This is a genomic window from Cupriavidus sp. HE11 (genome assembly GCF_056097175.1).
The window spans coordinates 885486-911810 of sequence record NZ_CP184465.1; the positions used below are offsets into that span (position 1 = coordinate 885486).

Consider the following 26325-nt stretch of genomic DNA (forward strand, 5'->3'; position numbering starts at 1 on the left):
GATACCCCCTATCTCTTTACCCTTCCAGATCTCGGAATAGCATTTTCCTGCAACCACTCGCTCCATAACGATGGTAGCTCATATGATCTTCCGGGTGTAGCGGGATCGACCAACTTTGGCGCAAGGCCTCCTTGATTTTTGGGATTCATGCGATATCCAACCTGAGGTATCGCCTGCTCTTGAATAAAATCATCCATCCATTTCGGTATTTCGAACGACGTTATGTTGGCCCCAGGACGCTTACTGAGGAAATACTCAGCGTGCCCAGGATCACCAATACTGACGTTCAGTGTTGACCTGTTAATCAGCGGGTTTCCGTTCTCGTCTATCGATATCAATGTACGACTCGCTGACGGCGGCGTTCCGCCCTGGACACGAAAGACCTTCGATGTTTCGGCTTCTCGCGCCAATTTCCCAGCTACCGCTACTGCCGCCCCAGTTCCGGCAGGCATCGCACCACCCGCCGCCGCCTCGCCAAGGGCAATTCCGAGTTGATTCCCACATAGGACAGGATTGGCAATGCACGCGCGCGACGCAACGTTCAGCGTGGCGATAATAGAAGCTCCCCCTGCGCCCAGGGCAAGAGCGCCCACCACGGCGATTCCTGCGGCAGGATTGGCGTGCGCGCCCGGGAGTGCCTTCTGCTCTGGTGTCAACGTGCCGTCGACATTACCGTAGCGGAACGGATCGTTGTACTCCGCAGTCGTTGCAGTAAATATGCCGCCCGCGTGCTGACTAATATATGCGGTCGCGTATTTATCGCCTCCCGGCCCCTTGCTCGCTGCGCCATCAACCAGCCTGTACCCGCTTGCCAACAGCATCTGCTCAGCTTGATCCGTTGTTAGCGCGTGCCCTGTTGTTCTCTCGTAAAATTGTGAGAACTTTTCTGCATTATCCTTCGCCCACTTCCGCTCATCCGGATGCAACTGCCGATTAAACCGATCTACATTCGCCGCAGTCGCCGCCCCTGATCCACCACCCACCGCAGCACCCATACCTCCAGCCACAAGATTCGCTGCCAGATTGCCGATAGCCTCGTCCAGATTCTTGTTGCCACTATCGACCCCGTCGGCGACCGATTTGCCCAGGGATGCAAGCTTGTCCGCGGCAAGAGACGACATTCCCGCCCCCACCGCGCCCGCAATCGCATTGCCGCCGCCCAGTCCAGCGATCATCGCCCCACCAGCCGCATGCAAGGCCGCGCGATACTCGCCGCCTTCCTTCCAGCCTTCGACATCGGCCTGCGCCTCGGCAACCGCCGCGCGGTTGGCATCGCTCGGGTCTTTGCCGTAAGCGTCGTTGGCAACCTTCAAGGCATCTTTCGCAGCCTTCTCCCTACTCCCCGCAATATCCCCTACCGTCTTCGCCACCGCCTCCCCAGCCGCCTGCGCCGCCGCCATCATGTCGGCCTGCTTGCCCAGCACGTTGCTGAGGTCCGGGCCCTTGCCCACCGTCGTGTTGGTGTTCGACGTGTCACGGTTCAGCGTCGCCACGTCCTGCGCCTGGTTGGCCTGGTCGGTGATCGTGATCGTGCCGCCTGCGATGCCAGACTGCGCCACGCCGCGCTGGCTGCCGCTTTCGTGCTGCGGGATCATCGGGCTCATGCCGCCGGTGTTCTTGCCTGACGTCTGGCCGGAATTCTTGTCCTCGACCTTCGGGCCGAACGTGAAGCCGCCGCTCACGCCTATGGATGTCGCGCTGTAGTCCGACTTGTTCTCGATATCGCTCCAGCTCAGCGTGCCCGTGCTCAGCTTGTTCTTGTCCTCGGGGGCCGCGCTGGCGATGAAGGCGCCCTTCAGGTCCGTGTTGCCCTTGACCTTGATGTCGAAGCCGCCGTCGCCCGCCAGAATGCCCGATTGCTCGGCTACGTTGGCGTAGCTGCCGTCGCCCTTGCCCTTCGTCGCCGAGAACGATCCGCTTACGCCGCCGCCCTGGCTCCAGCTCAGGCCGCCGCCCACGCTCTGCTGGCGCGCGTGGCTTTCTTCGGTGTCCTGGCGGCTGGCCAGGTTCAGGTTGCCGCCTACGTCCGCCGACACCTTGCCGCCGCTGACCACCCCACCCAGGATGTTCGTGTCGTTGCCGGACACGATCGACACCGATTCGCTGCCCGTCACGTGGCTGTTGACCTGCGCGGTGCCGGTGGTGTCGCCGTTGCCCTTGCTGGTGGAGCCCGACACCGACACGCCGAAGCCTTGCGCGCCATACGACACACCGATACTGCCGCTGCTGGACTTGTTCGTGCTGTGGTTCTCGTAGGTATCGGTGGCCGAGACGATATTGACGTCACCCTTGGCGCCCAGCCCTACCTTGGTCGCGGAGATATCGGAGCCGATGATGTCCAGGTTGCCGGCCGTCTTGTTGCCGTCGGCATCCACGCCCGTGGCGACGAACGTTGCCGTCCCGCCGGCCTGCACATTCGATCCGGTGTGCGTGGTGCTGTCCTGCGTGAAGGTGCTCTTGCTCTTGCTGGTGCCGAAGGACAGCGTCACCGCCGTGCCTGCCGGCCCCTTGCCATCGGCCAGGCTCTTCATGGCGTCGCCCGCGCCCATCGCCGCGTCGTACGCATCGCGACCCGCCGCGATGCCCCAGAGCGCCGACGCGCGCCCGTCCTGGCTCTTGCTTGCCGAACTGATCTTCTGGCCCGCGTTGATCGCCGAGCCAATGGCACCGCCGCTCACGCCCAGCGTGAAGCCGGTCTGCTTGATCTCGTGGGTTTCGTCGTGATGCTCGCTGCCTTTTGCGGCGTCGATGATCACATCGGCGCCGATGCCCGTCAGGTCCTTGGCTGCGATTACCTGGCTGCCGGTCACGTGCAGCGTGCTGCCGGCCTTCAGGCTGACATTGCCGTCCGTGCTGCCCACCAGGCTGCCGGTCTGCGTGACCGAACTGTCGTTGATGGTGTCCTTCTGGTCGCGCATGCCGTACGAGATGCCGCCGCCCGTGGCGCCGAAGCCCGTGGATTTCGTGTGCGAATAGCTTTGACTCTCGCTGGTGTTCTCGGCCGTGGTGATGATCAGGTTGCGGCCGGCCTCCAGTGACACGTCCTGCGTGGCTGCCACGGTCGAGCCGCTGATCGTCATGTCGCGGCCAGCACTGCCGACGACGGTGTCGCCCGACACCACCGAGCCCACCGCCACGGTTTCCCGTGAACTGGAGGTCGTCGTCGTTTCGGTCTTGGACAGGAAGCCCGAGCTTTCCGAGTGCGACCAGCTCCGGGCGTTGTGCTGCTCGGTGACCGCCCCAACGGTGACGTCGCCGGTCGCCACCAGCTTGACCGTGCCACCGTCGGTCGTCGCGCTGCCCGTGCTGACGGCAGAGCCGAGCACGGCCACGTTGCCGGTGGCGTTGCCGTCGAGCGCGGCCGGGGCGATGCCGTTGGCCTGCAGGATCTGGCCCACGGCCGCCGCCTGCCCCGCGCCCAGCGTGACATGGTTGCCAGCCTGGACCGTGGCGCCCCGCGCGCCCTCATCATACGAAGACTGCGTGAACTGCGACGCCTTGTTGCTGAATGCGCCTGCCTCTTGCGTGCGCGAGTCCATTGCCGCCGTCACCGTGGTGTTGCGGCCCGCAACCAGTGCGGCATCGGCGCCCGCGTCTATCGTCGAAGCCGTGAGCGTAGCGTCTCGCCCGGCGACGGCCGTCACGCTGCCGCCGGCTTGCACGGTGCTGCCCTGGTTGATGATCGTCCGGTCCCGCAGATAGTCCTGGCCGCCGTGTGCCGTGGCATCCTGCGTGGTGCCCAGCGTTGTGGTGCCGATGTTCAGGTCACGGCCTGCGGCCAGCAGGGCGTTGCTGCCGGCATTGACGGTGGCCCCTGCCATGTTGATGTCGCGCCCGGCCAGCAAGGCTACGTTGTTCGTCCCAGCGATCGATGCCGCCGCGCCAATGCCGGTGGCGCTGGCGCTGTTGCCGTTCGCGAGGGTGGTGGTATTCGTGATGGTCTGCGATTCGTTCACGATATCGCGGCCCGCCGCCACCAATACGTCCTGCCCGCCGATGCGGCCGCCCAGGTTGCGTACGTCCTGCGTGGCCTGCACGACGGTCGTGCCGGCGCCACCGATGCTGCCCCGGTTGACGATATTGCCGCCCACCACCTGCGTGGCGATATCGCCAACGATCGAGCCGCTGTTCTCGACGGAGCCGGCAGCATGGATCGCCACGGTATTGCCGGCGACCAGCGCGCCCGTGGCGTTCAGGTCCACGCCATTGCCCTGCGCCAGATAGACCTTCGGCACCAGCACCGATTGCGTGGTGCCATCGGGCAGCGTCACGTCCTGCGACACCATCCACACCATGTCGGTGGTGAGCTGGCGCATCTGGTCGTCGGTCAGGCCCACGCCGGGGGTCAGGTCGAAGGTCTTGGCATAGGCGACGCCGTTGTTCATCAGCGCCTTGTATTCCTCCAGCTGGTCGGTGTAGCCGGTCAGGAACGTCTTGCCCGTCAGTTGCGTGATCTGGTCGCGAACGAGCTTTTCTTCGTAGAAGCCATCGCCCAGGCGCTTTTGCGTCTTCTGTGGGTCAAGATCCAGCGCCTTGAGCATGTAATCGCTGGAGATGAAATTCGTGTACTGCGTGAAGCGCGGATCTGTGGCGACGAGGTAGGTGTCGCCCGGTGCAGTGCGGAAGCGATACAGGCCGTTGGTTGGCAGCTTCAGGTTGGGGATGCCGGCATTGCCCGCTGCGCGGGCCAGCTGCGTGCCGCTTGCACCGCCACCTGAAACGCTGCTGCCCGTCACGGCCGCACCGACGGTATTCACCGAGGCGACCGTCACGTTCTGCGCCGTGGTCTGCACCGCCTGGTTGGCGGTGGCAACGGCCGGCAGGGCGGCCACCGTGGTCGGGGCCTGCGGCGCGCCCGGATAGGCCACGACCTCCGTTCTCTGGCTGTTGCCGGTCCGCTGGTGCCAGTAGAAGGTGGAAGTGTCCTCGGTGGTCACGGTCTGCTGCAGCACCGTGCCCACATCCTGGATCGTGCCATTGGCCGCCACCCGCACGAGGTTGCCCCCCGCAGCCATGGTCGAGGACTGGTTCAGGATATTTCCGCCGTTGCTGTTGATGCGGATGTTGCCGCTCGCCTGGATCCTGGCCGCGTCGGACGCACTCACGAGTTGGTCGGTCGCCGTATAGGTGACGGTCGTGCGCGAGATTTCATTGAAGTCAGTGCCGAAGTTGGCCTGGCGTACCTCATCGGGCCGGATATGGATGTTCGGATCCCAATCCGGCCAGAAGGTGATGCTATAGGTGGACCCGTTGTCCGTGATGGACTGGTAGTACTGTGTTGGCCGGGTTGCAATCGGGCGCGTGCAGATCGACGTATCGATGTCGCAGTTTGGACCCTGGAATATCGAGCCGTACACCTCCACCGGAGACTGCGTGAACGACAGCGTTTGCTTGCTGGCGTCCAAGTTCGTGACCGTTGCTTTGTCCACCGTCACGGTGACCGGCGCCCGCAGGGCGTTGGTTTGCGGCGTGCTGATCGGCGCGCTGCCAGTCGCCCAGTTCCACCCAGGGAAGGTGATGCTGCCGTGATAGTTCAGTTCGGTCCCGGGAAGTCCACCTTGCCACAGCGTGAGCGTCTTGACAGCCGTCTGCACCGGCGTACCGGCCGTCGTCACAATGCTCGTGCGCGTGTTGCTGACCTGGCTGGCCGCGATGTCGATGTCGCCTTCCGCCTCGATGGTGGCCGAACGATTGATCAGCGCGTTGGTCTGGTTGGCGAGCAGGCCGGTGTCGGGGTCCCGCGCGCCATCGCGGGCGATCTGCAGGTTGCCCGCGCTGTAGAGCGTGGCGCCATCCAGGTTCTGCACCGAGTTGCCAGCGTACAGGTTCAGATTCTGGACGGCCGCCATCAGGGCCGATGGCCCGTTATTGACGATATCGGCCCCTTGCACCTGCACGTTGTTGCCGATCACGGTCCCCGTGTTGACTACCGACGGGCCGTTGACCTGCACCGTGTCGCCCTCGATGCGTCCGGCGTTCGATACCTGGTTACCCGCCTTGACCGTGGTATTGGACGAATTGATGTCCGCCCCACCCCCGTTCACCACGTTGGCACCGGAGACCGTCAGCGCGCCGGCCGTTGCGAGCGTTCCCGTATTGGTGAGCGTGCCGGTGGCCGTCACCTGCATGTTCCCGTTCGCCTTGATCTGGTTGGACGCGTCGTTGGTGTAGTCCCCCACCGCATTCAGCGTCAGATCGCGCCCCGCAACCATCGTCCCGCTACCGGACATGGCGCCCGACACGGCAACGTCCTGGTTGGCCTTGACCGCACCGGCCAGATTGGAGAGGGATGCAACGCCAAGCTTGACGTCCACGCCACCCAGCACCTGGCCGGCGGCATTGTTGAGCGTCGCGCCGGCCTGGTCGAGGGTCAGGCTCCGGCCGCCGTACAACATGCCGCCGCGATTATCGAGCTGGGACCTGACCTTCAGGTCGAGCGCGCCACCGGCCACCACCTGGCCGCCCGACATGCCATTCGTATCGTTGGCAAGCGACTGCGCGGCCACGGTGACATCGCCATTGCCGCCCACCTTGCCGGCCGTATTGGTCAGCGCATCGGCTGCCGTGACCGTCGTCGCGCCGTCGCCCGCATTGACCAGCACGCCCCGCGTGTTGTCGATGCTCGCTGCGGACACCGTTGCGGTGCCGTGCTCGCCATTCGCGGCAAGCGTGCCATCCTGGTTCAGCACGGCGCCGGTGGCCGACACCGCCAGATCGCCGGCCGTCTGCGCGGAGCCCGCAGCATTGTCTATCGTGGCGCCACTGGCAAGCATCAGGCCCGTATTCCCGTAGACGCTGCCTTGCCGGTTCGACAGATTGCCGCTCGCGATGGCCGTGACCTTGCCCTGTGCGGACATCGTGCCACGGCTGTTGTCCAGCGTTGTGGCCTGCGCCTGGAGGTCACCGTTGGTCTGGATGACACCGCCCGCGTTGCCAGTTCGACCCTGGCTCGTGACCGACAGCGTGCCGGTGCCCGCATGGGACATCCGGCCGCCATCGTTGATCAGGCTTGCTGCATCGATGGTCAGGTTCTGTCCATTGGCGGCTACCGCGCCGCCAGTGTTGTCCAGCTTGCCGCCTGCGGTGATCGTGCTATCGCCCTGGCCCAGCTGTTTCAGGCTGCCGCCCTGATTGAGCAGATCGCCCGACGTGCGGATGGCAAGCTCGGCACCTTCGATCTGTCCGCCCTGGTTGGACACGCTGCCCGCCGTCAACGTGGTGGCCGCCCCGCTGGACATCTGGCCCCGGTCGTTGTTGAGCGCCCCCCGGACATTGACGACCAGCGCCGCGCCCGCCGTGGTGGTTGCGCCCGTCAGGTCCAGGCCGCCTGCACTTGCCGAGACACTCAGGTTGCCGTTCGTCGCGGTCTGGCTGCCCGCCAGGCTGACGCTTTCGCCATGGATCACCGCATTGCCGCTGGCCAGATTCCGGCCGGTAGCCGACACCGCCCCGCTGGCGTTCACCGTCAGGTCTGCGCCGCCGACGGGAACACCGTCCGGATTCAAGCCCGCCGCCAGCGTGCCGGTCGACGCCACGCTCTGCGCGGCCAGGCCAAGCGACTGCTGCGCCGCCAATGTGCCGCTGTTGCTCAGCGTGGCATCGGTCTGGATGCCGATCGCACCCATGGCGTAGGTCGAGCCACTGTTATCGAACCCATCGCGGGCCGTCACCTTGATGTTGCCGGCGGCGCTCGTGCTGCCTGCCAGCACAAGCTTGCCGGCGGCGTTCAGCGTCATGTCGCCCGCCTGGGCGGCCATCACGCCGCGCAGCGACACACCCACGCCCTGCTCGGTCGATGCCAGCAGGATCTTGTTGGCGTACATGCCGCCAAGCAGGCTGACGTCGATACCGGCCGATGGTGCCGGCCCGGTGCCCGCAATGGCCGTGGCGTTGAGCGAGTTGTAGTCGACCTGGTTGGCCCCGGCCACCACGTTGAGCTTGTTCGCGTAGACGGCGGCGTTGGCCTGTACCGCGCGGGCAATCAGATCCACCTGGTCGACGCCAGCCGCGTTCAGCCCCGCGCCCTCGATCTGGATCTGGCCCCCGGTCACGCGGAACGCGTCCAGGCTGCCGCTGCCGCCGTAGACCGGCAACCCCGTGGTCAGCGTGGCGCGGCTGGTGTTGATGAAGCCGGCGCCATCCACCAGGATGCCGTTCGGGTTGGCAACGATCACCTCCGCACGCGGCCCCGCCACCTCCAGGTAGCCGCGCAGCTGACTGGGCGACATGCTGTTGACCTGGTTGACGATGAGCCGCGCCGATCCGCCAGGCAGCAGGTTCGGGTTGCCGTTGATGTAGCCCGCCTGCTGGGTGTTGGTGATGCCGGGCGAGTTGTTCAGGATGGCGCCGGCCTTGTTGACGTCGAACTGGGTGTAGTGGTTGGTGGACACCCCGGCGCCGGACGGCCGCGTGATGTTGACCTGCGGCAGGCCGTTCGGCGCGCCGATCACGGTGGGCCGGTTGGCGCCGGAATTCGGGTCGGCCACGATCTGCGCGCCAGCCAGCATCGGCAGGCCCATGCACGCCCAGACGGCCAGCTTGATCGCCGGCACGCCGAGCCATGCCACGTCGGGCGGCGCACGGCGCGTGCTGCCGCCCTGACCGGCGGGCTTGCCGCCCGCATGACCCGAAGCCGTCTCCGCCACGGCCATCAGCATGGAACGTGTGCGGTTGAAAACAATGCGAAAACAAAGCCGATTCATCGTGACCCGTGACTCCGGTACGCACACGGCTTCTTGCGTCTTTGCCCCGGCAACACCGGATCATTCGGACCCGAGAATCTGCCTGTCGCACGCTTTGCCGCTTGTAACCGGACAAGTAAATCGAAACGGCGCGCAGGTTACTGGAGGCCAGGAAGTGCTGAAAGCCCCTCTATTTATGAACGTTCGTTCATTTTTGATCACACGCTTGTTACTGGTGCAACAGCGCAGCCAAGCGTGCCGGCCGGCAAAAGAAAGCGAAAAGACAGTTTCGAAAAATCGCCAGATTTCGTACGTACAAGTGGCTGATCTGATACTTTTTTAACTCTGATTTCAGTGGCGTATCGGCGCAACGGAGTGCAATGGTTTGGCGACAGATGTACTAGTTTTGGCAGAGGCAGAAAGGACCATGGGGAGAGGAAAGCCGCCAATTGCGACACGCCGCAGCTTCGAATTTATTCAGTACCTTTTCGAAGAATTTCACATCACGACGTGATGCCATGCTGCGCGCTGGATGGCTTTGGCGTGCCGGCGGTCGCAGCGGTCGCTTGCAGATCAGTGCCGACCCCGTCTACTTCTGTCATGCGGGTGCATGTCTTGACACCTCGCGTCGTCGTTCCTTTAATAAGTTACGCATAACCGGATTCACGTCCGGCAGGCCAGTTCATAAGCCGAGGGGAATATGGATTCAGGCAGCGTTGACGATCCGCAGCGCAAGAAGGAAGAAACGCGCAGCTTTCTTTTTCTGACTGCCGTGATGGTGCCGGTGCTGTCCGTCATCATCGTGGCGGGCTATGGCTTCATTGTCTGGATGAGCCAGCTGATCAGCGGACCGCCCAAGCATTGACCGGCAGTGCGCCGGTAGAAAAAACGCGGATTGGCCCAAGGGCCAATTGCCAAAAGAAGGAAAACCTGCAAAAGCAGTCTTGTCAGGGGAATACGCATGCCTGGAAGACCTTCTATCCCCATTCATCCGGTTGCCTCGGATGACGAATGGCATATCGCCGGCATCATGGTGTTTGCCCATCCCGCCAGCCTGGAGCGCGTGCGTCATGCCATCGACGCGATGACGGGCGCCGAGATCCATGCCGCCAGTGACACGGGCAAGCTCGTGGTCACCGTGGAAGCCCCTACCTCGCAGGCCATCGTGGCCCAGCTCACCTGCCTGCACCAGCTGGAGGGAGTGATCTCCGCCACGCTCGTCTACCAGCACAACGAAGACGCCGCAGCCATGTACGAGGAGCTCTCCGATGCCAGTCACGCGACGTGATTTCATCAAGCAGACCGCCATCGCGGCCACCGCATCGGTAGCCGGCGTCACATTGCCTGGCGAAGCCGCCAACTTTGTCACGGACAGCGAAGTCACCAAATTGAAGTGGTCGAAGGCGCCATGCCGGTTCTGCGGCACCGGCTGCGGGGTCACGGTGGCCGTGCGCGACAACAAGGTGGTGGCCACGCAGGGCGACCCCCAATGCGAGGTCAACAAGGGGCTGAACTGCGTCAAGGGTTACTTCCTGTCGAAGATCATGTACGGCCAGGACCGGCTTACCAAGCCGCTGCTGCGCATGAAGAATGGCAAGTACGACAAGAACGGCGATTTCGCGCCGGTCAGCTGGGATCGCGCGTTCGACGAGATGGAACAGCAGTTCAAGCGCGTGCTCAAGGAAAAGGGCCCTACGGCCGTGGGCATGTTTGGCTCCGGGCAATGGACGATCTGGGAAGGCTACGCCGCGTCCAAGCTGATGAAGGCAGGCTTCCGGTCGAACAACATCGACCCGAACGCGCGCCACTGCATGGCGTCGGCCGTCACGGGCTTCATGCGCACCTTCGGCATGGACGAGCCGATGGGCTGCTATGACGATTTCGAGAACGCCGACGCCTTCGTGCTCTGGGGCTCGAACATGGCCGAGATGCACCCGATCCTGTGGACCCGCATCACCGACCGCCGCCTGAGCCATCCCAAGACCCGCGTGGCGGTGCTGTCCACGTTCACGCACCGGTCCTTCGACCTGGCCGACCTGCCGATCATCTTCACGCCGCAGACCGACCTGGCGATGCTGAACTACATCGCCAATCACATCATCCAGACCAACCGGGTGAACAAGGATTTCGTCAACAAGCACACGGTCTTCAAGGAAGGCGTGACCGACATCGGCTATGGCCTGCGGCCGGACAACCCGCTGCAGAAGGCCGCCAAGAACGCAGGCAACCCCACCGACGCCAAGCCGATCACGTTCGACGAGTTCGCGAAGTTTGTCTCCAAGTACGACGCCAATTACGTGAGCAAGCTGTCCGGCGTGCCCAAGGACAAGCTCCAGCAGCTGGCCGAACTGTATGCCGATCCGAACGTCAAGGTCATGTCGCTGTGGACCATGGGCTTCAACCAGCACACGCGCGGCACGTGGGTCAACAACATGGTCTACAACGTCCATCTGCTGACCGGCAAGATCGCCACGCCGGGCAACAGCCCGTTCTCGCTGACGGGCCAGCCCTCCGCCTGCGGCACCGCGCGCGAAGTGGGCACGTTCTCGCACCGGCTGCCGGCCGACATGGTAGTGACCAATCCCAAGCACCGCGAGGAAGCCGAGCGCATCTGGAAGCTGCCAGCAGGCACAATCCCGGACAAGGTGGGCTATCACGCCGTGCTGCAGAACCGCATGCTCAAGGACGGCAAGCTCAACGCGTACTGGGTGCAGGTCAACAACAACATGCAGGCCGCCGCCAACATGATGCAGGAGGGCCTGCCCGGCTATCGCAACCCCGACAACTTCATCGTCGTCTCCGACGTCTACCCCACCGTCACCGCGCTGTCGGCCGACCTGATCCTGCCCAGCGCCATGTGGGTGGAAAAGGAAGGCGCCTACGGCAATGCCGAGCGCCGCACCCAGTTCTGGCACCAGCTGGTGGACGCGCCGGGCGACGCGCGCTCCGACCTGTGGCAGCTGATGGAATTCTCCAAGCGCTTCAAGGTGGAAGATGTCTGGCCGGCAGACCTGATCGCCAAACAGCCCGATGTGCGCGGCAAGACGCTGTTCGACGTGCTCTACCGCAACGGCAACGTCGACAAGTTCCCGATCAAGGAAGTCAGCAGCGAGTACCACAACGCCGAGGCCAAGGCCTTCGGGTTCTATGTGCAGAAGGGCCTGTTCGAGGAGTACGCGGGCTTTGGCCGGGGCCACGGCCACGACCTGGCGCCGTTCGATGCCTACCACGAGGCACGCGGCCTGCGCTGGCCCGTGGTCAACGGCAAGGAAACGCGCTGGCGCTACCGCGAGGGCAGCGACCCGTATGTGAAGGCCGGCACGGGCTTCCAGTTCTATGGCAACCCGGACGGCAAGGCGGTGATCTTCGCCCTGCCATACGAGCCACCGGCCGAGTCGCCCGACAAGGAATACCCGTTCTGGCTGGCAACCGGACGCGTGCTCGAACACTGGCACTCCGGCTCGATGACGCGCCGCGTGCCGGAGCTGTATCGCGCATTCCCGAACGCGGTCTGCTTCATGCATCCCGAAGACGCCAGGGCCATGGGCCTGCGGCGCGGCGTGGAGGTAGAGGTGGTGTCACGGCGCGGGCGCATGCGCACCCGTATCGAAACACGCGGCCGCGATACCCCGCCGCGCGGCCTGGTTTTCGTGCCCTGGTTCGATGCCAGCCAGCTCATCAACAAGGTCACGCTCGATGCCACCTGCCCGATCTCGCTGCAGACCGACTTCAAGAAGTGCGCGGTCAAGATCGTGAAGGTATGACAGACGCCATGAAGGAGACGCCATGAAGCCGAGCCGATCCTGGACAGCCCTGCTCGCGTTCGGTGCCTGGGTGCTGATTGCGGTGTTCACGCTGCTGGTGCCGCCAGCCGGCGCGCAGGGCCTGGTCGACGCCATGCGCGGCCCCACGCCCGTCGCCGACGAAACCAAGGCGCCGCTGCTGTACCCCACCGAAAACAAGGACATCCGCCGCACGCGCAACTACACCATGCAGCCGCCGACGATCCCCCACAAGATCGACGGCTACCAGCTGGACCGCGACTTCAACCGCTGCATGTTCTGCCACGCGCGCACCCGGACCGAGGAAACCGGCGCGATTCCGGTCAGCATCACGCACTACATGGACCGCGACAACAACGTGCTGGCCGAAGTCTCGCCCCGACGCTACTTCTGCACGCAATGCCATGTGCCGCAGGCCGATGCCAAGCCGCTGGTGAACAACACGTTCGTCGATGTCGAGACGATGCTCAAGCGCGGCGGCGGCGAGAAAGGCACCACAGGCACCAAGGCCAAGGCTGGCAGCGCGAAGGCCGACACCAGCAGCACCAAATAGCCGGACCGACCGGGGCATGCGATGACGGGCAGAATCTGGGATCTCATCAAGCGCTACTGGCGCACGATCAACCGGCCCAGCGCGTATTTCAGCCTGGGCTTCCTGACAGTAGGCGGCTTTATCGCCGGCGTGCTGTTCTGGGGCGCGTTCAACACGGCGCTGGAGCTGACCAATACCGAGCAGTTCTGCACCGGCTGCCACGAGATGCGCGACAACGTCTACCAGGAGCTGCAGGGCACCATCCACTTCACCAACCGCAGCGGCGTGCGCGCCAAATGCTCGGACTGCCACGTGCCGCATAACTGGACCAGCAAGATGGCGCGCAAGATGCAGGCGTCCAAGGAGGTCTGGGCCAAGATTTTCGGCACGGTGGACACGCGCGAGAAATTCCAGGCCCATCGGCTGGAACTGGCCCAGCACGAATGGGCGCGCTTCAAGGCCAACGATTCGCTCGAATGCCGCAACTGCCACGACTACCAGTCGATGGACTTCACCCGCCAGAGCCCGCGCGCCCAGGCCATGCACTCCACGTACCTGGCCGACAAGGAAAAGACCTGCATCGATTGCCACAAGGGCATCGCGCACCGGCTGCCCGACGTTGCCAAGGCCGGGGAACAGTGACGTCATGGCCGCTACGGTGCTGGAGGCCGGCAACCTGACCGTCCGGCGCATGGGCCGGGCCATCTTCCGCGATGTGGATGTGGCGCTGTCCCCGGGCGGCCTGCTGCAGGTCATCGGCCCCAATGGCGCCGGCAAGACCAGCCTGCTGCGCGTGCTCAGCAGCCTGCTGCAGCCAGCCACCGGGCGTCTGGCGTGGCGCGGCCGCACCGTACGCCCCGGTGACCCCGATTACCTGGCTAACCTGGCCTATGTGGGCCACACCAACGGCATCGACGCCGATCTCAGTGCCGCCGAGAACCTGTCCTTTGCCGCGCGCATGGCCGGGCTCCGGCCCGGTGCCGACGCGCTGCGCCAGGCGCTGGGGCGGCTGGGCCTGGACGCCGTGGCCAGCAAGGCCGTTCGTACCCTCTCGCAAGGCCAGCGCCGGCGCGTGTCCCTGGCACGCCTGGCATTGGCGCCGCGCGAGCTGTGGCTGCTCGATGAACCACTGACGTCCGTGGACGATGCCGCCGCCGCGCGCTTCCTGGCGTTACTGGACGGCCATCTCGCGCAGGGCGGCATGGCGGTCATCGCCACGCACCAGTTGCTGCCGATGACCGGTTCGGGCGGCAGCGTGCTGGAACTGGGCGCCAGTGGCGCGCGTGCTGCATGATCGGCGCGCTGCGCGCCGTGGTGGCGCACGACCTGTCCATCGCGTGGCGGCGGCGCAGCAGCCTGCTGGCAAGCGTGGTGTTCTTCGTCATCGTGTCGAGCCTGTTTCCGCTTGCCATCGGCCCCGACCCGCAGCAGTTGCGCGCGCTGGCGCCGGGCATTCTCTGGGTGGCTGCGCTGCTGGCCTCGATGCTGTCGCTGTCGCGCCTGTTTGCGCAGGAGTACGCCGATGGCAGCCTGGACCAGCTGCTGCTGTCGCCACATCCGCTGGCGCTGCTGGTGCTGGGCAAGATCTGCGCGCACTGGCTGACCAGCGGGTTGCCGCTGCTGGTCCTGACCCCGCTGCTGGCCCAGCAATACAGCCTGCCTGCCGGTGCCACGCTGCTGCTGTCGGCGTCGCTGCTGGTCGGCACGCCGGCACTGAGCCTGATTGGCGCGGTGGGCGCCGCGTTGACGCTGGGCGTACGCGGCGGCGCCGTGCTGCTGTGCATCCTGGTGCTGCCACTGTCCATCCCCGTGCTGGTATTCGGCGCCAGTGCGGGCGCGGCCGCCGATGCCGGGCTCGACGTGACGCCGCATTTCTCGCTGCTGGGCGCCTGCCTGGCGCTCTCGCTGCTGGTCTGCCCGCTGGCGGCCGCAGCCGGCCTGCGGATTGCGATGGAGTGACCGATGACCCGCCACGCTTCGCTGCCCGACGCATCCACCCGCCCCCCGCCCGCCGTGCGCGCCCGCTGGACACGCCTGGCCGCGCCGGTGCGCTTCTACCCGCTGGCCGGCAGGCTGGCACCCTGGTTCTTCGCGCTGGCCGCGCTGTTCCTTGCCGCCGGCCTCTGGCTCGGCTTTGCCGTGGCGCCCACGGACGCGCAGCAGGGCGAGGTCTATCGCATCATCTTCATCCACGTACCGGCCGCGTGGATGTCGATGTTCATCTACCTGGTGATGGCCGTGTACTGCGCCCTGGCGCTGGTCCTGCGCACGCGGCTGTCGGCCATGATGGCGTCGGCGCTGGCGCCCACGGGCGCCATGTTCACGTTCCTGGCACTGTGGACCGGCGCGCTATGGGGCAAGCCCACCTGGGGCACGTGGTGGGTCTGGGATGCGCGGCTGACGTCGGAACTGATCCTGCTGTTCCTCTACCTTGGCTTTATGGCGCTGGAATCGGCCATCGACGAACCGCGCCGCGCGGAGCGCGCCAGTGCCGTGCTGGCGCTGGTGGGCGTGGTCAACCTGCCGGTGATCTACTTCTCCGTGCAATGGTGGAACACGCTCCACCAGGGCGCATCGGTCAGCCTGACGGCGGCCCCAAGCATGGCCGCCACGATGCTGGCCGGCATGCTGGCGATGACGCTGGCCTGCTGGATGTACACGATTGCCGTCGCGCTGGTGCGCGTGCGCTGCATCCTGCGCGAGCGAGGCGAAGTCCACGACGCCACTGCAGCGGAAACTGCACGGGAGATCGCGCCATGAGCGGACACGCCGCCTACATCGCCGGCGCCTTCGGCGTGGCTTGCCTGGCTATCGTGGCCGAACTGTTCTGGCTGGCCCGGCGCGGCCGCCAACGCACCGTGGATCCGGACGACACGCCATGACGTCACGCCAACGCCGCCTGGGACTGTTGCTGGCCGCCCTGGCCTGTGGCGGCGTGGCGCTCGCGCTGGTGCTCAATGCCTTCCGGTCGAACCTGGTGTTCTTCTTCAGCCCCAGCCAGATTGCCGCGCACGAGGCCCCGGCGGCCCGCCCGTTCCGGCTGGGCGGCCTGGTGGCGCCCGGCTCCGTACAACGGCAGGACGGCACCCTGAAGATCCGCTTCGTGGTGACCGATACGCGCCACGACGTGCCGGTGGTCTATCAGGGCCTGCTGCCCGACCTGTTCCGCGAAGGCAAGGGCGTGGTGGCGCGCGGCACGCTTGATGCCAATGGCACCTTCGTCGCCAGCGAGGTACTTGCCAAGCACGACGAGAACTACATGCCGCCGGAAGCCGCCGAAGCACTCAAGCGCGCCGCCAACGATGACTCCGCCAGCCAGAAGGCACAACGATGAGCGTCGAACTCGGACACTTCGCCCTGATCTGCGCCCTGCTCGCCGCGCTGGTGCAGGGGGTGCTGCCGCTCGCGGGTGCCACCCGCGCGTTCGTGCCGTGGATGGCCCTTGCGCGGCCCGCCGCAGTGGCGCAGGCCATGCTGGTACTGGCGGCCTACGTGTCGTTGACGGCAGCATTCGTCGGCAACGACTTCAGCGTGCGCTACGTGGCGGCGAATTCCAACAGCGCATTGCCGCTGGTCTATCGCATGGCCGCCGTGTGGGGCGGGCATGAAGGCTCGATGCTGCTCTGGACGCTGATGCTGGCCGCCTGGTCGCTGGCCGTGGCCGTGTTCAGCCGCCGCCTGCCGCTGGCGTTCGTGGCGCGCGTGCTGGGCGTGATGGGCGCCATCAGCAGCGGCCTGCTGCTGTTCCTGCTGTTCGCGTCCAACCCGTTCATCCGCCTTCTGCCGCGCGCCATGGAGGGCCGCGACCTGAATCCGCTGCTGCAGGACCCCGGCATGGTGTTCCACCCCCCGTTCCTCTACATGGGATACGTGGGCTTCGCCGTGGCGTTCGCCTTCGCGCTGGCGGCGCTGCTCGAAGGCCGGCTCGATGCCGCGTGGGCGCGCTGGTCGCGGCCGTGGACCATCCTGGCCTGGATGTTCCTGACGGTGGGCATTGCGCTGGGCAGCATGTGGGCCTACTACGAACTGGGATGGGGCGGCTGGTGGTTCTGGGACCCCGTCGAGAACGCCTCGTTCATGCCGTGGCTGGCCGGTACTGCCCTGATCCACTCGCTGGCCGTGACCGAGAAGCGCGGCGCATTCCGTGCGTGGACCGCGCTGCTGGCCATCTTCACGTTCTCGCTGAGCCTGCTGGGGACGTTCCTGGTGCGCTCCGGCGTGCTGACGTCGGTGCATGCGTTCGCCGTGGATCCCCGGCGCGGTATCTTCATCCTCACGCTGCTTGGTCTGGTCACCGGCCTGGCCCTGGCTATCTTTGCCTGGCGTGCCCCGCAACTGAAACGCGGTACCGATTTCACCCTGGCGTCGCGCGAGACCTTCCTGCTGGCCAATAACGTGCTGCTGGCCGTGGCGGCCTCGGCCGTGCTGCTGGGCACGCTGTATCCGCTGCTGCTGGATGTGCTGGACCTGGGCAAGGTGTCGGTGGGGCCCGCGTACTTCGAGCAGGTGTTCGTACCGCTGATGGCGCCCGCCGTGCTGCTGATGGGCGCGGCGCCGCTGGCGCGGTGGCGTCGCGGCGACCTGCCGCCCATCGCGCGGCGCCTGCGCTGGGCGGCCGTGGCGAGCCTGGTTATTGGCGTCGGGCTGTTTCTGGTATTGCGCAACCGGTCGGCCCTGACCGGCCTGGGCCTGACGCTGGCCGTCTGGTGCATCGCCACGACACTGGTCAGCCTGGCCGCGCGGCTCAGGCATGCGCACGGCAGGCCGCAGCGATGGTGGCAAGGCTTGCGGCAATTGCCGGCCGGCTACTGGGGCATGCAGCTGGCACATACCGGCGTCGGGATCTTTATTGCGGGCGTCACGCTGGTCAACAGCCAGGAAACCATGCGCGAACTGCCGATGCGGCCCGGTGACACCGTGACCGTGGATGGCTACGCATTCCGCTTCGAGGGTGTGTTGCCGGCCGTGGGCCCCAACTACGAAGCGCTGCGCGGCATCATGACCGTCCATCGCGATGGCCGCCTGATGACCACGCTGGCCACCGAGCGGCGCATCTATCGCAGCCAGGACATGCCAACCACCGAAGCCGCGATCGATACCGGCTTCACGCGCGACCTGTACGTGGCAATCGGCGAAGCGGCCGGCGAGAATACCTGGGCCGTGCGCATCTACGTGAAGCCGTTCGTGAAATGGATCTGGGCCGGCTGCGCGCTGATGGCACTGGGCGGCCTGGTGGCCGTCTGCGACCGGCGTTACCGGATGAGGCGTGCGATCCGTTCCTCTCTGCCGCACCGTGGCAAAGGGCTTGTGGGAGAGGGCGTGGCGGTTCCAGTTGCGGCCGTCGCGTACGTGAAGCCTCTGCCCTCTCCCCCGGCCCCTCTCCCACTTGCGGCAGAGGGGAGCCTTCCACTCGATCGCACCACGCCGCCATGACGCGCTTCCTGCTGCCCCTGGGCATCTTCCTGGCGATGGTCGTGGCATTGGGCGCGGGGCTGCGCCATGACCCGCGCGAACTGCCTTCGGCGCTGGTCGGCAAGCCGGCGCCGGCGTTTGCGCTGCCCGTGCTCGATACCCCGGGCGGCACACAGACGCTGCGTGCCGCAGACCTGCGCGGCAAGGTCTGGATGCTCAATGTCTGGGCGTCGTGGTGTACCGCCTGCCGCACCGAACACCCGGTGCTGGTGGACTTCGCCGCGAAATCGCCGGTGCCGCTCTACGGGCTCAACTACAAGGACACCGCGCCGGCCGCGCAGGCCTGGCTGCGGCAGATGGGCAACCCCTATGCGCTGTCGGGGGTCGACACCGATGGTCGTGTCGGCATCGACTTCGGTGTGTATGGCGTACCGGAGACCTACATCATCGACGCCCAGGGCGTGGTGCGGTACCGCCAGGTGGGGCCGGTAACGCCCGACGTGCTGGAACGGCAGATCAAGCCGCTGCTGCGGCAGCTGCAATCGGGGGGCCCGCGTGCGAATCCAGCCTAGACCGGCACCGCTGATCCGATGGCTGCTGGCGTGCCTGATGGCCGTACTGGCCTGGCAGGCCGCCGCCGCGCAGTTGTCCGACGCCGAACTCGACGCGCGCGTCCACGCGCTTTCGCAGCAACTGCGCTGCCTGGTGTGCCAGAACCAGACCCTGGCCGATTCGAACGCCGAACTGGCGGTCGACCTGCGCCGGCAGATTCGCGCACAGCTGGCACAGGGCGCCAGCGACCGGGCCATCAAGGAGTATCTGGTGCAGCGGTATGGCGATTTCGTGCTCTACGATCCGCCGTTCAAGCCGTCGACGTGGCTGCTGTGGCTCGGGCCATTTGTGTTGCTGGTGGCGGTGGCCGGGTGGCTCTGGCGGCGGCGCAAGCACGTTCCCGCCGCATCGGCCATGCCCCCGCAGGCGCAAGAGCGGAGCCGCCCCCCCGGCACGCCTGACGCTAACGGCAGGCCCCGCTCGAAGTGGACCACGGCCACGCTTTGCGTGATGTTGCCGCCCACTGCGGCCATGCTCTACCTGCACCTGGGCAATCCGGCCGCCGTGATGCAGGTCGACGATGCGCATAGCCTGTCTGGCGACGCCCACACGCCGGAGATCGCGCAGATCGAATCCATGGTCGACCAACTGGCGCGGCGCCTGCAGGCCCAGCCGCAGGATGCCGATGGCTGGGCCATGCTGGCCCGGTCCTACACGGTGCTCGAACGGTTTGACGATGCGGCGGCGGCCTATGCCCGGGCCGTTGCACTGGCACCCGACGTGGCCGCACTGCGCGCCGACTACGCCGATGTGCTGGCAAGCCTCAATGGCGGCTCGCTCGAAGGCGCCGCCATGGAGCAGATCCGCGCCGCGCTGGCTGCCGATCCCGACGACCCCAAGAGCCTGGCACTGGCCGCCAGCGCAGCCGCGGAGCGCGGCGACGCCCGCAGCGCCATCGACTACTGGCAGCACCTGTACCGCCTGTTGCCGCCCGACTCGCAGACAGCGGCCCGCGTGGCAGCCAATCTTGCGGCGGCGCGGCAGGCCGGCGCCACCCCTTCCACCGCCACGCCCACCTCTACCGCGAAATAGTAGAAATACGATCACCACCAACTCGGTTACTCGGAAAATTCCGATGCCGATGGCGTGTCTTGCACCCCGCTTGCCTTCGGCGGCCCCTCACACTGCCGCAACTTGTCGAGGGACAAGTGCCAGGGCCGTGAATCGCTGCACAATCCGGCCTCATTGCATTACCGCCTTGGCCAGTACGAGAATGTGGGACATTGATAAAGCAAAGCAGGACTCCGCATTTCTCTGCAGCGCACCGCGCCGCACGCGTCTCGCAGTCTCCCTGCCGGTCCGCCCGCCGGACAGCGTGCACGGCCCCCTGCCCCTTCGGCACGTCAACACCATCCACCTGCGCCGCTTTGTCATGCTGATGCAGCACGAGTCCGCCATTGCGGCGGAACGCCACACCGGCATCCGGGCGGCCTGCATCCACTACGCAATCCGCCGGCTCGAAGATCGGTTCGGCACCACGCTGTTCGTGCGCGAGGCATCGTCGATGCACCCCACGGCCGCCGCGCACCGCCTGTACCCGTGCGCCGTCCGGCTGCTGTCGATGTGGGACAGCCTCGTGGCGGAATCTGCCGGCTCCAGCGCCCCCTCCGACACCAGCCACCCCGACGCGGACTGACCGCGCCAGGCCGGACACCCACCGGAGCCATCCGGCAAACATCGTAGAATGGCCACTGGCTCGCAATCTGAGGATCGACCCATGGCCGACCCCACCGGTCTGCATCACAAGACGTTCCTGCTATTGCTGGCGATGGTCACCATCGCATTTTTCTGGATTCTTCTGCCCTTCTACGGCGCGGTGTTCTGGGGCGCGGTGCTTGCCATCATCTTTGCGCCGCTGCAGCGGCGGCTGGTGGCAGCGCTGCGTGGCCGCAACAATATTGCCGCGCTGCTCACCCTGCTGCTGGTACTGCTGCTGGTGATCCTGCCGATGACCCTGATCACGATGTCGCTGATCCAGGAAGGCGTTAGCCTCTACGACAACATCCGCTCGGGCCGCATCAACTTCGGCCACTATTTCCAGTCCGCCGCCGACGCACTGCCGCCGTTCGTGCGCGACATGCTGGCGCGTGCCGACCTTGCCAGCATTTCCGATGTCAAGGACAAGCTCAGCGCCAGCGCGCTGACCGCCAGCCAGCTGCTGGCAACGCGGGCGCTGAGCATCGGCCAGAACACGGCCCAGTTCATGATCGGCTTCGGCATCATGCTGTACCTGCTGTTCTTCCTGTTGCGCGATGGCCCGCAGCTGTCGCGCCGCGTGCGCCAGGCCGTGCCGCTCAGCGCCGCCCACAAGCAGCACCTGATCCAGAAGTTCACGACGGTCGTGCGCGCGACGGTCAAGGGAAATATCGCCGTGGCGGTGGCGCAGGGCGTGCTGGGCGGCGGCATTTTCGCGGTGCTTGGCATCCAGGGGGCGCTGCTGTGGGGCGTGGTGATGGCCTTCCTGTCGCTGCTGCCGGCAGTGGGCGCGGGCCTGATCTGGTCGCCCGTGGCGGTCTACTTCCTGCTGACCGGTTCGGTGCTCAAGGGCTGCGTGCTGATCGGCTTTGGCGTGCTGGTGATCGGCCTGGTGGACAACGTGCTGCGCCCGATCCTGGTCGGCAAGGACACCCAGATGCCGGACTATGTGGTGCTGATCTCCACGCTGGGCGGCATGGCACTGTTCGGGCTGAACGGCTTCGTGATCGGGCCGCTGATTGCCGCCCTGTTCATCGCCTGCTGGGACCTGAACAGCGCCGAAGACACGGCGGCCCGCTGACGCCAGCCCAGGAGACCCCGTGGACCGACTGCAGGCGATGAAGACCTACGTGGCGGTGGTGGAGTGCGGCGGCTTCACACCGGCGGCGCGCAAGCTCGATGCGTCGCTGAGCGTGGTCAGCCGGATCGTGACCGATCTGGAAACACACCTGGGCGTGCGCCTGCTTACGCGCACCACGCGCGTGGTGCGCCCCACCGCCACCGGCACCGCCTACTACGAGAACTGCCGCCGCATCCTGGCAGAGATCGACGAAGCCGAACTGGCCGCCGCCGGCACGCACGAGGCGCCGCGCGGGCGCCTGTCGATTACCGCGTCGGTGCTGTTCGGCCGGCGCTTTGTCACGCCGGTGGTGGTCGAATACCTGCGCCGCTACCCGGAGGTGGATGTCGACTGCCTGTTTATCGATCGCGTGGTGAATTTCATCGACGAGGGCATCGACGTCGGCGTGCGGATCGGGCCGCTGCCCAGTTCGTCGCTGCAGGCCATTCCGGTGGGCCATGTGCGGCGCGTGGTCTGCGCCGCACCCGACTACCTGGCGCAACATGGCGCGCCAGCATCGCCGGACGACCTGGCGCGCCATGCGGTGATCCAGACCACGGGTATCTCCACGGCGCCCGAATGGCGCTTCATGCGGGACGGCGATCCGCTGCCAGTACGGCTGGCCCCACGCATGGCAACCACTACCAACGATTCGGCGATTGCCGCCGCCGTGGCCGGCTTCGGGCTGACGCGCGTGCTGTCTTACCAGGTGGCCGACGAACTGCGCGACGGCCGGCTGCGGATCGTGCTGGAAGACTTCGAGCCCGACCCGCTGCCAATCCATGTGATCCACCGCGAGGGCCGGCACGCCATGCACAAGGTGCGGGCCTTTATCGACCTGGCCGTCGACCTGCTGCGCGGCCAGGCATCGCTGAATCCACGCGACACCGCCTGATTCTTCTGGATTTCGCAAGGGTCCCTTCGCGCCATCCCCATTTTTCCCGGCCAGCCGGGTGTCTATAGTCGATCCGTACGCAGCGTTTGCGTCCCGTATCGCAATAATCGACCAAGGACACCCATCATGAAACTGTACGGCCACCCGCTTTCCGGACATTCGCACCGCGCCTGGCTTTTCCTGTCGTTGCTGGGCCAGCCGGCCGAGTGGATCGACGTCGACCTGCTGGGCCGCGCCCACAAGACGCCCGAATTCCTGGCCATGAATCCGTTCGGACAGGTGCCGGTACTGGTCGACGGCGACACGGTGATCAGCGATTCAAACGCGATCCTGGTCTATCTGAGCAAGAAGCTGGGCCGGACCGACTGGCTGCCCGACGCCCCGGCCGAGGCCGCCGCCGTGCAGCGCTGGCTGTCGGTGGCAGCGGGCGACATTGCGTTCGGCCCGGCCCGCGCCCGCATCATCACCGTGTTCAAGGCGCCGTACGACAGCAAGGAAGCCATCGAACGCGCCCACGTGGTGCTGCAGCGCCTGGACGACGCGCTGGCCGGCCGCGCCTGGATTGCCGCCGATCATCCGACCATTGCCGATGTGGCGCTGTACAGCTACACGGCGCGTGCGCCCGAAGGTTTTGTCGACCTGAAGGCATACGCCAACGTGCGCCAGTGGCTGGCGCGCGTCGAGGCGCTGCCCGGTTTCGCCCCGTTCCAGGCCACGGCGGTCGGCCTGGCAGCCTGAGCCCCGGCTCGCCGGCCGTCCGCTGCCCTTCCGGCCCTTCCGAACACTGCTCGACTTCAGGAGTCCGCCATGACCCCGCACCCGGTTCCCCATGTGGAAATCCTGCCCGGCACGCCCTGGCACACCGGCGAGCGCCTGCTGCAGGCCAGCATCGGCGCCGACGAACGCCTGGCCGAAGTGGGCTCGCGCGTGGTGCGCGACTATATGCCGGACCAGCATCGCGATTTCTTTGCCATGCTGCCGTCGATCGTGATCGGCGCGGTGGCGCCGGACGGGCGCCCGTGGGCCACGGTGCGCGGCGGCCGGCCGGGTTTCCTGCATTCGCCCGATCCGCGCCAGCTCGACGTCGCGCTGGTGCGCGACGCCGCCGATCCGGCCGATGCGGGCATGGAAGACGGCAATGCCATCGGCCTGCTCGGCATCCAGCCGCATACCCGGCGCCGCAACCGCATGAACGGCACGATCCATCGCGATACCGCCACGGGCGCCAGCGGCTTCCAGGTGGCCGTGGGCCAGAGCTTCGGCAATTGCCCGCAATACATCCAGAAGCGCGCCCCCGTGATGACGCGCGACCCGGCCATCCCGGCCGCCGAGCCGCCCGTGGTGCTGGACGCGCTGGACGCCCGTGCGCGCACGCTGATCCGCCACGCCGATTCGTTCTTCGTCGCTACCTACGTGGATCTGCCCGGCGGGCAGCGCCAGGTGGATGTTTCGCATCGCGGCGGCAAGCCCGGCTTCGTGCGCGTTGATGACGACGGCACGCTGACGATTCCCGACTTCCAGGGCAACACGTTCTTCAACACGCTCGGCAACATGATGGTGAACCCGGTCGCTGGCCTGGTGTTCGTCAGCTATGCCACCGGCGATCTGCTGCAGCTGACCGGCCGCACCGAGGTCATCGTCGATTCGCCAGAAATTGCCGGCTTCGAGGGCGCGCAACGGCTGTGGCGCTTCATGCCCGGGCAGGTCGTGCGGCGCGACCGGGCCTTGCCGCTACGCTGGGATATCGACCCTGATGGGGCGTCGCCGCAGGCGCTGGCTACCGGAAGCTGGCGCTGAAATTCCGCTCCCGGCGCGTGCAGTTCGCGCCACTGCTGTCACGGAATTGTCATCTTCGGACATGACGATGGGATGGTGCCGCGCACCCTGCGGCAGCCATCGCCTGTTTCGTCCTGTCTGGGGAGCGCAACGATGAACACCCACTCGCAAGCGGCTGCCAACGCTGCAACGCCGCACGCCCGTCCCGACCTCGATCGCCGCCCAGGAAAAATTACCTGGGCGTTGTTTATTGCACTGCTGCTGATCGGGGTTGGCTATGCCGGCAGTAGCCTGTTCCGCGATGTATCCAGCACACAGCCGCCATCCAGCACGCTGCTGCCCTACCTGCTGCTGGGCGTGGCGCTGTTGATCGCGCTGGGCTTCGAGTTCGTCAACGGCTTTCACGACACCGCCAATGCGGTGGCCACCGTCATCTACACCCATTCGCTGCCGCCCCACTTTGCCGTAGTCTGGTCCGGGCTGTTCAATTTCCTGGGGGTGTTGGTGTCCAGCGGCGCGGTGGCATTCGGCATCATCTCGCTGCTGCCGGTGGAACTGATCCTGCAGGTCGGTACGTCGGCCGGCTTTGCAATGGTCTTTGCACTGCTGATCGCCGCCATCATCTGGAATCTCGGCACGTGGTGGCTGGGCCTGCCCGCGTCTTCGTCGCACACGCTGATCGGCTCGATCATCGGCGTGGGCGTGGCCAATGCGCTGATGCATGGTCGCGATGGCACCTCCGGCGTGGACTGGCCGCAGGCCGTCAAGGTCGGCTATTCGCTGCTGCTGTCGCCGCTGATCGGCTTCGCCTTCGCAGCGGCGCTGCTGCTGGTGCTGCGCAGCCTCGTAAAAAACCCGGCGCTGTACGAGGAGCCCAAGGGCAACCGGCCGCCGCCCTGGTGGATTCGCTGCCTGCTGGTGCTGACGTGCACCGGCGTCTCATTCGCCCATGGATCGAACGACGGGCAGAAAGGCATGGGCCTGATCATGCTGATTCTGGTGGGCACCGTGCCGATTTCGTACGCACTGAATCGTGCGATGCCAGTTGACGAAACCACGCGCTTTGCCGCCGTCGCGCAGGTCACGCGCGATTCGCTGCGCGCCAGCATGCCCGGCGATACGCGCGCCGATACAGCCGCCGATACGCGTGCCGTGCTGTCGGACTATTTGCGCACCAAGGCATTCAACGACCAGGTGGTGCCAGCGCTGGCCGGCATCTCGGGCAGCATTGGCGAGCAGGTGAGCACGCACAAGTCGCTGGCCAAGATGCCGTCCGAGACAGTGACCAACGTCCGCAACGACATGTACCTGGCGTCCGAGGCAATCCGCCTGCTCGGCAAGGAAAAGCGCGTCAGCTTTGACGCCCCGACGCAGGCAAACCTGAAGGCCTTCCAGCGCGAACTGGACGCCGCCACCAAGTTCATTCCGCTATGGGTCAAGGTGGCCGTGGCCATTGCGCTAGGACTGGGCACGATGGTGGGCTGGAAGCGCATCGTGGTCACAGTGGGCGAGAAGATCGGCAAATCGCACCTGACCTACGCGCAGGGCGCTTCGGCCGAACTGGTGGCAATGGTCACCATTGGCGCGGCCGACATGTACGGGCTGCCGGTGTCGACCACGCACGTGCTGTCGTCGGGCGTGGCCGGCACCATGGCCGCCAACCGCTCGGGCCTGCAGCTGTCCACCATCCGCAATCTGGCGCTGGCCTGGGTGCTGACGCTGCCGGTGGCCATCGTGCTGTCGGGCAGCCTCTACTGGCTGTTCTCTCATCTTTTCTGAGGAATTTTTCAGAAGACGGGCGGCACATCGCTGTGCCACAA

21 protein-coding genes are annotated in these 26325 nt (G+C 66.1%); 20 read left to right on the top strand and 1 reads right to left on the bottom strand.

What is annotated here, in order from left to right:
• Positions 1-8 precede the first annotated feature (8 nt).
• The gene (locus ACOABP_RS21375; protein ID WP_474230115.1) at positions 9-8657 is read right to left on the bottom strand and encodes a hemagglutinin repeat-containing protein; all 8649 of its coding nucleotides are present in this window, start codon (positions 8655-8657) and stop codon (positions 9-11) included.
• On the opposite strand from ACOABP_RS21375, the gene ACOABP_RS21380 reads away from it, so the two are divergent.
• From ACOABP_RS21380 to ACOABP_RS21475, 20 genes are all read left to right on the top strand, one after another.
• Positions 8656-9024, top strand: a complete 369-nt coding sequence (locus ACOABP_RS21380; protein ID WP_474230117.1) for a hypothetical protein — start codon at positions 8656-8658, stop codon at positions 9022-9024. The two genes, ACOABP_RS21375 and ACOABP_RS21380, sit on opposite strands and share 2 nt — an antisense overlap.
• A 357-nt stretch (positions 9025-9381) precedes the next feature.
• Positions 9382-9546, top strand: a complete 165-nt coding sequence (gene napE / locus ACOABP_RS21385) for a periplasmic nitrate reductase, NapE protein (protein ID WP_066736517.1) — start codon at positions 9382-9384, stop codon at positions 9544-9546.
• 96 nt (positions 9547-9642) lie between these two features.
• Complete coding sequence (locus ACOABP_RS21390) at positions 9643-9969, top strand: chaperone NapD (RefSeq protein ID WP_474230119.1); 327 nt, start codon at positions 9643-9645, stop codon at positions 9967-9969.
• A complete protein-coding gene (gene napA, locus ACOABP_RS21395; RefSeq protein ID WP_474230121.1) occupies positions 9950-12445 on the top strand; it encodes a periplasmic nitrate reductase subunit alpha in 2496 nt (831 codons plus the stop codon). The genes ACOABP_RS21390 and napA overlap by 20 nt, the downstream gene beginning before the upstream one ends.
• Before the next feature lie 22 nt (positions 12446-12467).
• Positions 12468-13016, top strand: a complete 549-nt coding sequence (locus ACOABP_RS21400) for a nitrate reductase cytochrome c-type subunit (RefSeq protein ID WP_474230122.1) — start codon at positions 12468-12470, stop codon at positions 13014-13016.
• A gap of 33 nt (positions 13017-13049) precedes the next feature.
• On the top strand, positions 13050-13637 hold the full coding sequence (locus tag ACOABP_RS21405; protein ID WP_066736523.1) for a NapC/NirT family cytochrome c: 588 nt from the start codon (positions 13050-13052) through the stop codon (positions 13635-13637).
• Between the two features lie 4 nt (positions 13638-13641).
• Entirely contained in the window at positions 13642-14289 is a 648-nt protein-coding gene (ccmA, locus tag ACOABP_RS21410) for a cytochrome c biogenesis heme-transporting ATPase CcmA (protein WP_474230124.1), read from the top strand.
• Entirely contained in the window at positions 14286-14954 is a 669-nt protein-coding gene (gene ccmB, locus ACOABP_RS21415) for a heme exporter protein CcmB (protein ID WP_474230125.1), read from the top strand. The genes ccmA and ccmB overlap by 4 nt, the downstream gene beginning before the upstream one ends.
• A gap of 3 nt (positions 14955-14957) precedes the next feature.
• Positions 14958-15755 carry a heme ABC transporter permease gene (locus tag ACOABP_RS21420; RefSeq protein WP_474230127.1) on the top strand — a complete coding sequence of 266 codons (798 nt, stop codon included), beginning with the start codon at positions 14958-14960 and terminating at the stop codon, positions 15753-15755.
• Positions 15752-15877 carry a heme exporter protein CcmD gene (ccmD, locus tag ACOABP_RS21425; protein WP_474230129.1) on the top strand — a complete coding sequence of 42 codons (126 nt, stop codon included), beginning with the start codon at positions 15752-15754 and terminating at the stop codon, positions 15875-15877. The genes ACOABP_RS21420 and ccmD overlap by 4 nt, the downstream gene beginning before the upstream one ends.
• Entirely contained in the window at positions 15874-16329 is a 456-nt protein-coding gene (ccmE, locus tag ACOABP_RS21430) for a cytochrome c maturation protein CcmE (RefSeq protein ID WP_474230131.1), read from the top strand. The genes ccmD and ccmE overlap by 4 nt, the downstream gene beginning before the upstream one ends.
• Positions 16326-18428: a heme lyase CcmF/NrfE family subunit gene (locus ACOABP_RS21435; RefSeq protein ID WP_474230133.1), complete on the top strand. Its 2103-nt coding sequence runs from the start codon at positions 16326-16328 to the stop codon at positions 18426-18428. The genes ccmE and ACOABP_RS21435 overlap by 4 nt, the downstream gene beginning before the upstream one ends.
• On the top strand, positions 18425-18979 hold the full coding sequence (locus ACOABP_RS21440) for a DsbE family thiol:disulfide interchange protein (RefSeq protein WP_474230134.1): 555 nt from the start codon (positions 18425-18427) through the stop codon (positions 18977-18979). The genes ACOABP_RS21435 and ACOABP_RS21440 overlap by 4 nt, the downstream gene beginning before the upstream one ends.
• Entirely contained in the window at positions 18963-20051 is a 1089-nt protein-coding gene (locus tag ACOABP_RS21445) for a cytochrome c-type biogenesis protein CcmH (protein WP_474230136.1), read from the top strand. The genes ACOABP_RS21440 and ACOABP_RS21445 overlap by 17 nt, the downstream gene beginning before the upstream one ends.
• Before the next feature lie 283 nt (positions 20052-20334).
• Positions 20335-20655 carry a LysR family transcriptional regulator gene (locus ACOABP_RS21450; protein WP_474230138.1) on the top strand — a complete coding sequence of 107 codons (321 nt, stop codon included), beginning with the start codon at positions 20335-20337 and terminating at the stop codon, positions 20653-20655.
• 81 nt (positions 20656-20736) lie between these two features.
• Complete coding sequence (locus ACOABP_RS21455) at positions 20737-21795, top strand: AI-2E family transporter (RefSeq protein WP_474230140.1); 1059 nt, start codon at positions 20737-20739, stop codon at positions 21793-21795.
• 19 nt (positions 21796-21814) lie between these two features.
• Positions 21815-22729: a LysR family transcriptional regulator gene (locus tag ACOABP_RS21460; protein ID WP_474230141.1), complete on the top strand. Its 915-nt coding sequence runs from the start codon at positions 21815-21817 to the stop codon at positions 22727-22729.
• Positions 22730-22855: 126 nt separating this feature from the next.
• Positions 22856-23467, top strand: coding sequence for a glutathione S-transferase family protein (locus ACOABP_RS21465; protein WP_474230143.1), 612 nt, complete (start codon positions 22856-22858; stop codon positions 23465-23467).
• Between the two features lie 69 nt (positions 23468-23536).
• Positions 23537-24526, top strand: a complete 990-nt coding sequence (locus tag ACOABP_RS21470) for a flavin-nucleotide-binding protein (protein ID WP_474230145.1) — start codon at positions 23537-23539, stop codon at positions 24524-24526.
• A 132-nt stretch (positions 24527-24658) separates the two neighbouring features.
• Positions 24659-26284, top strand: a complete 1626-nt coding sequence (locus tag ACOABP_RS21475) for an inorganic phosphate transporter (protein ID WP_474230147.1) — start codon at positions 24659-24661, stop codon at positions 26282-26284.
• Positions 26285-26325 lie beyond the last annotated feature (41 nt).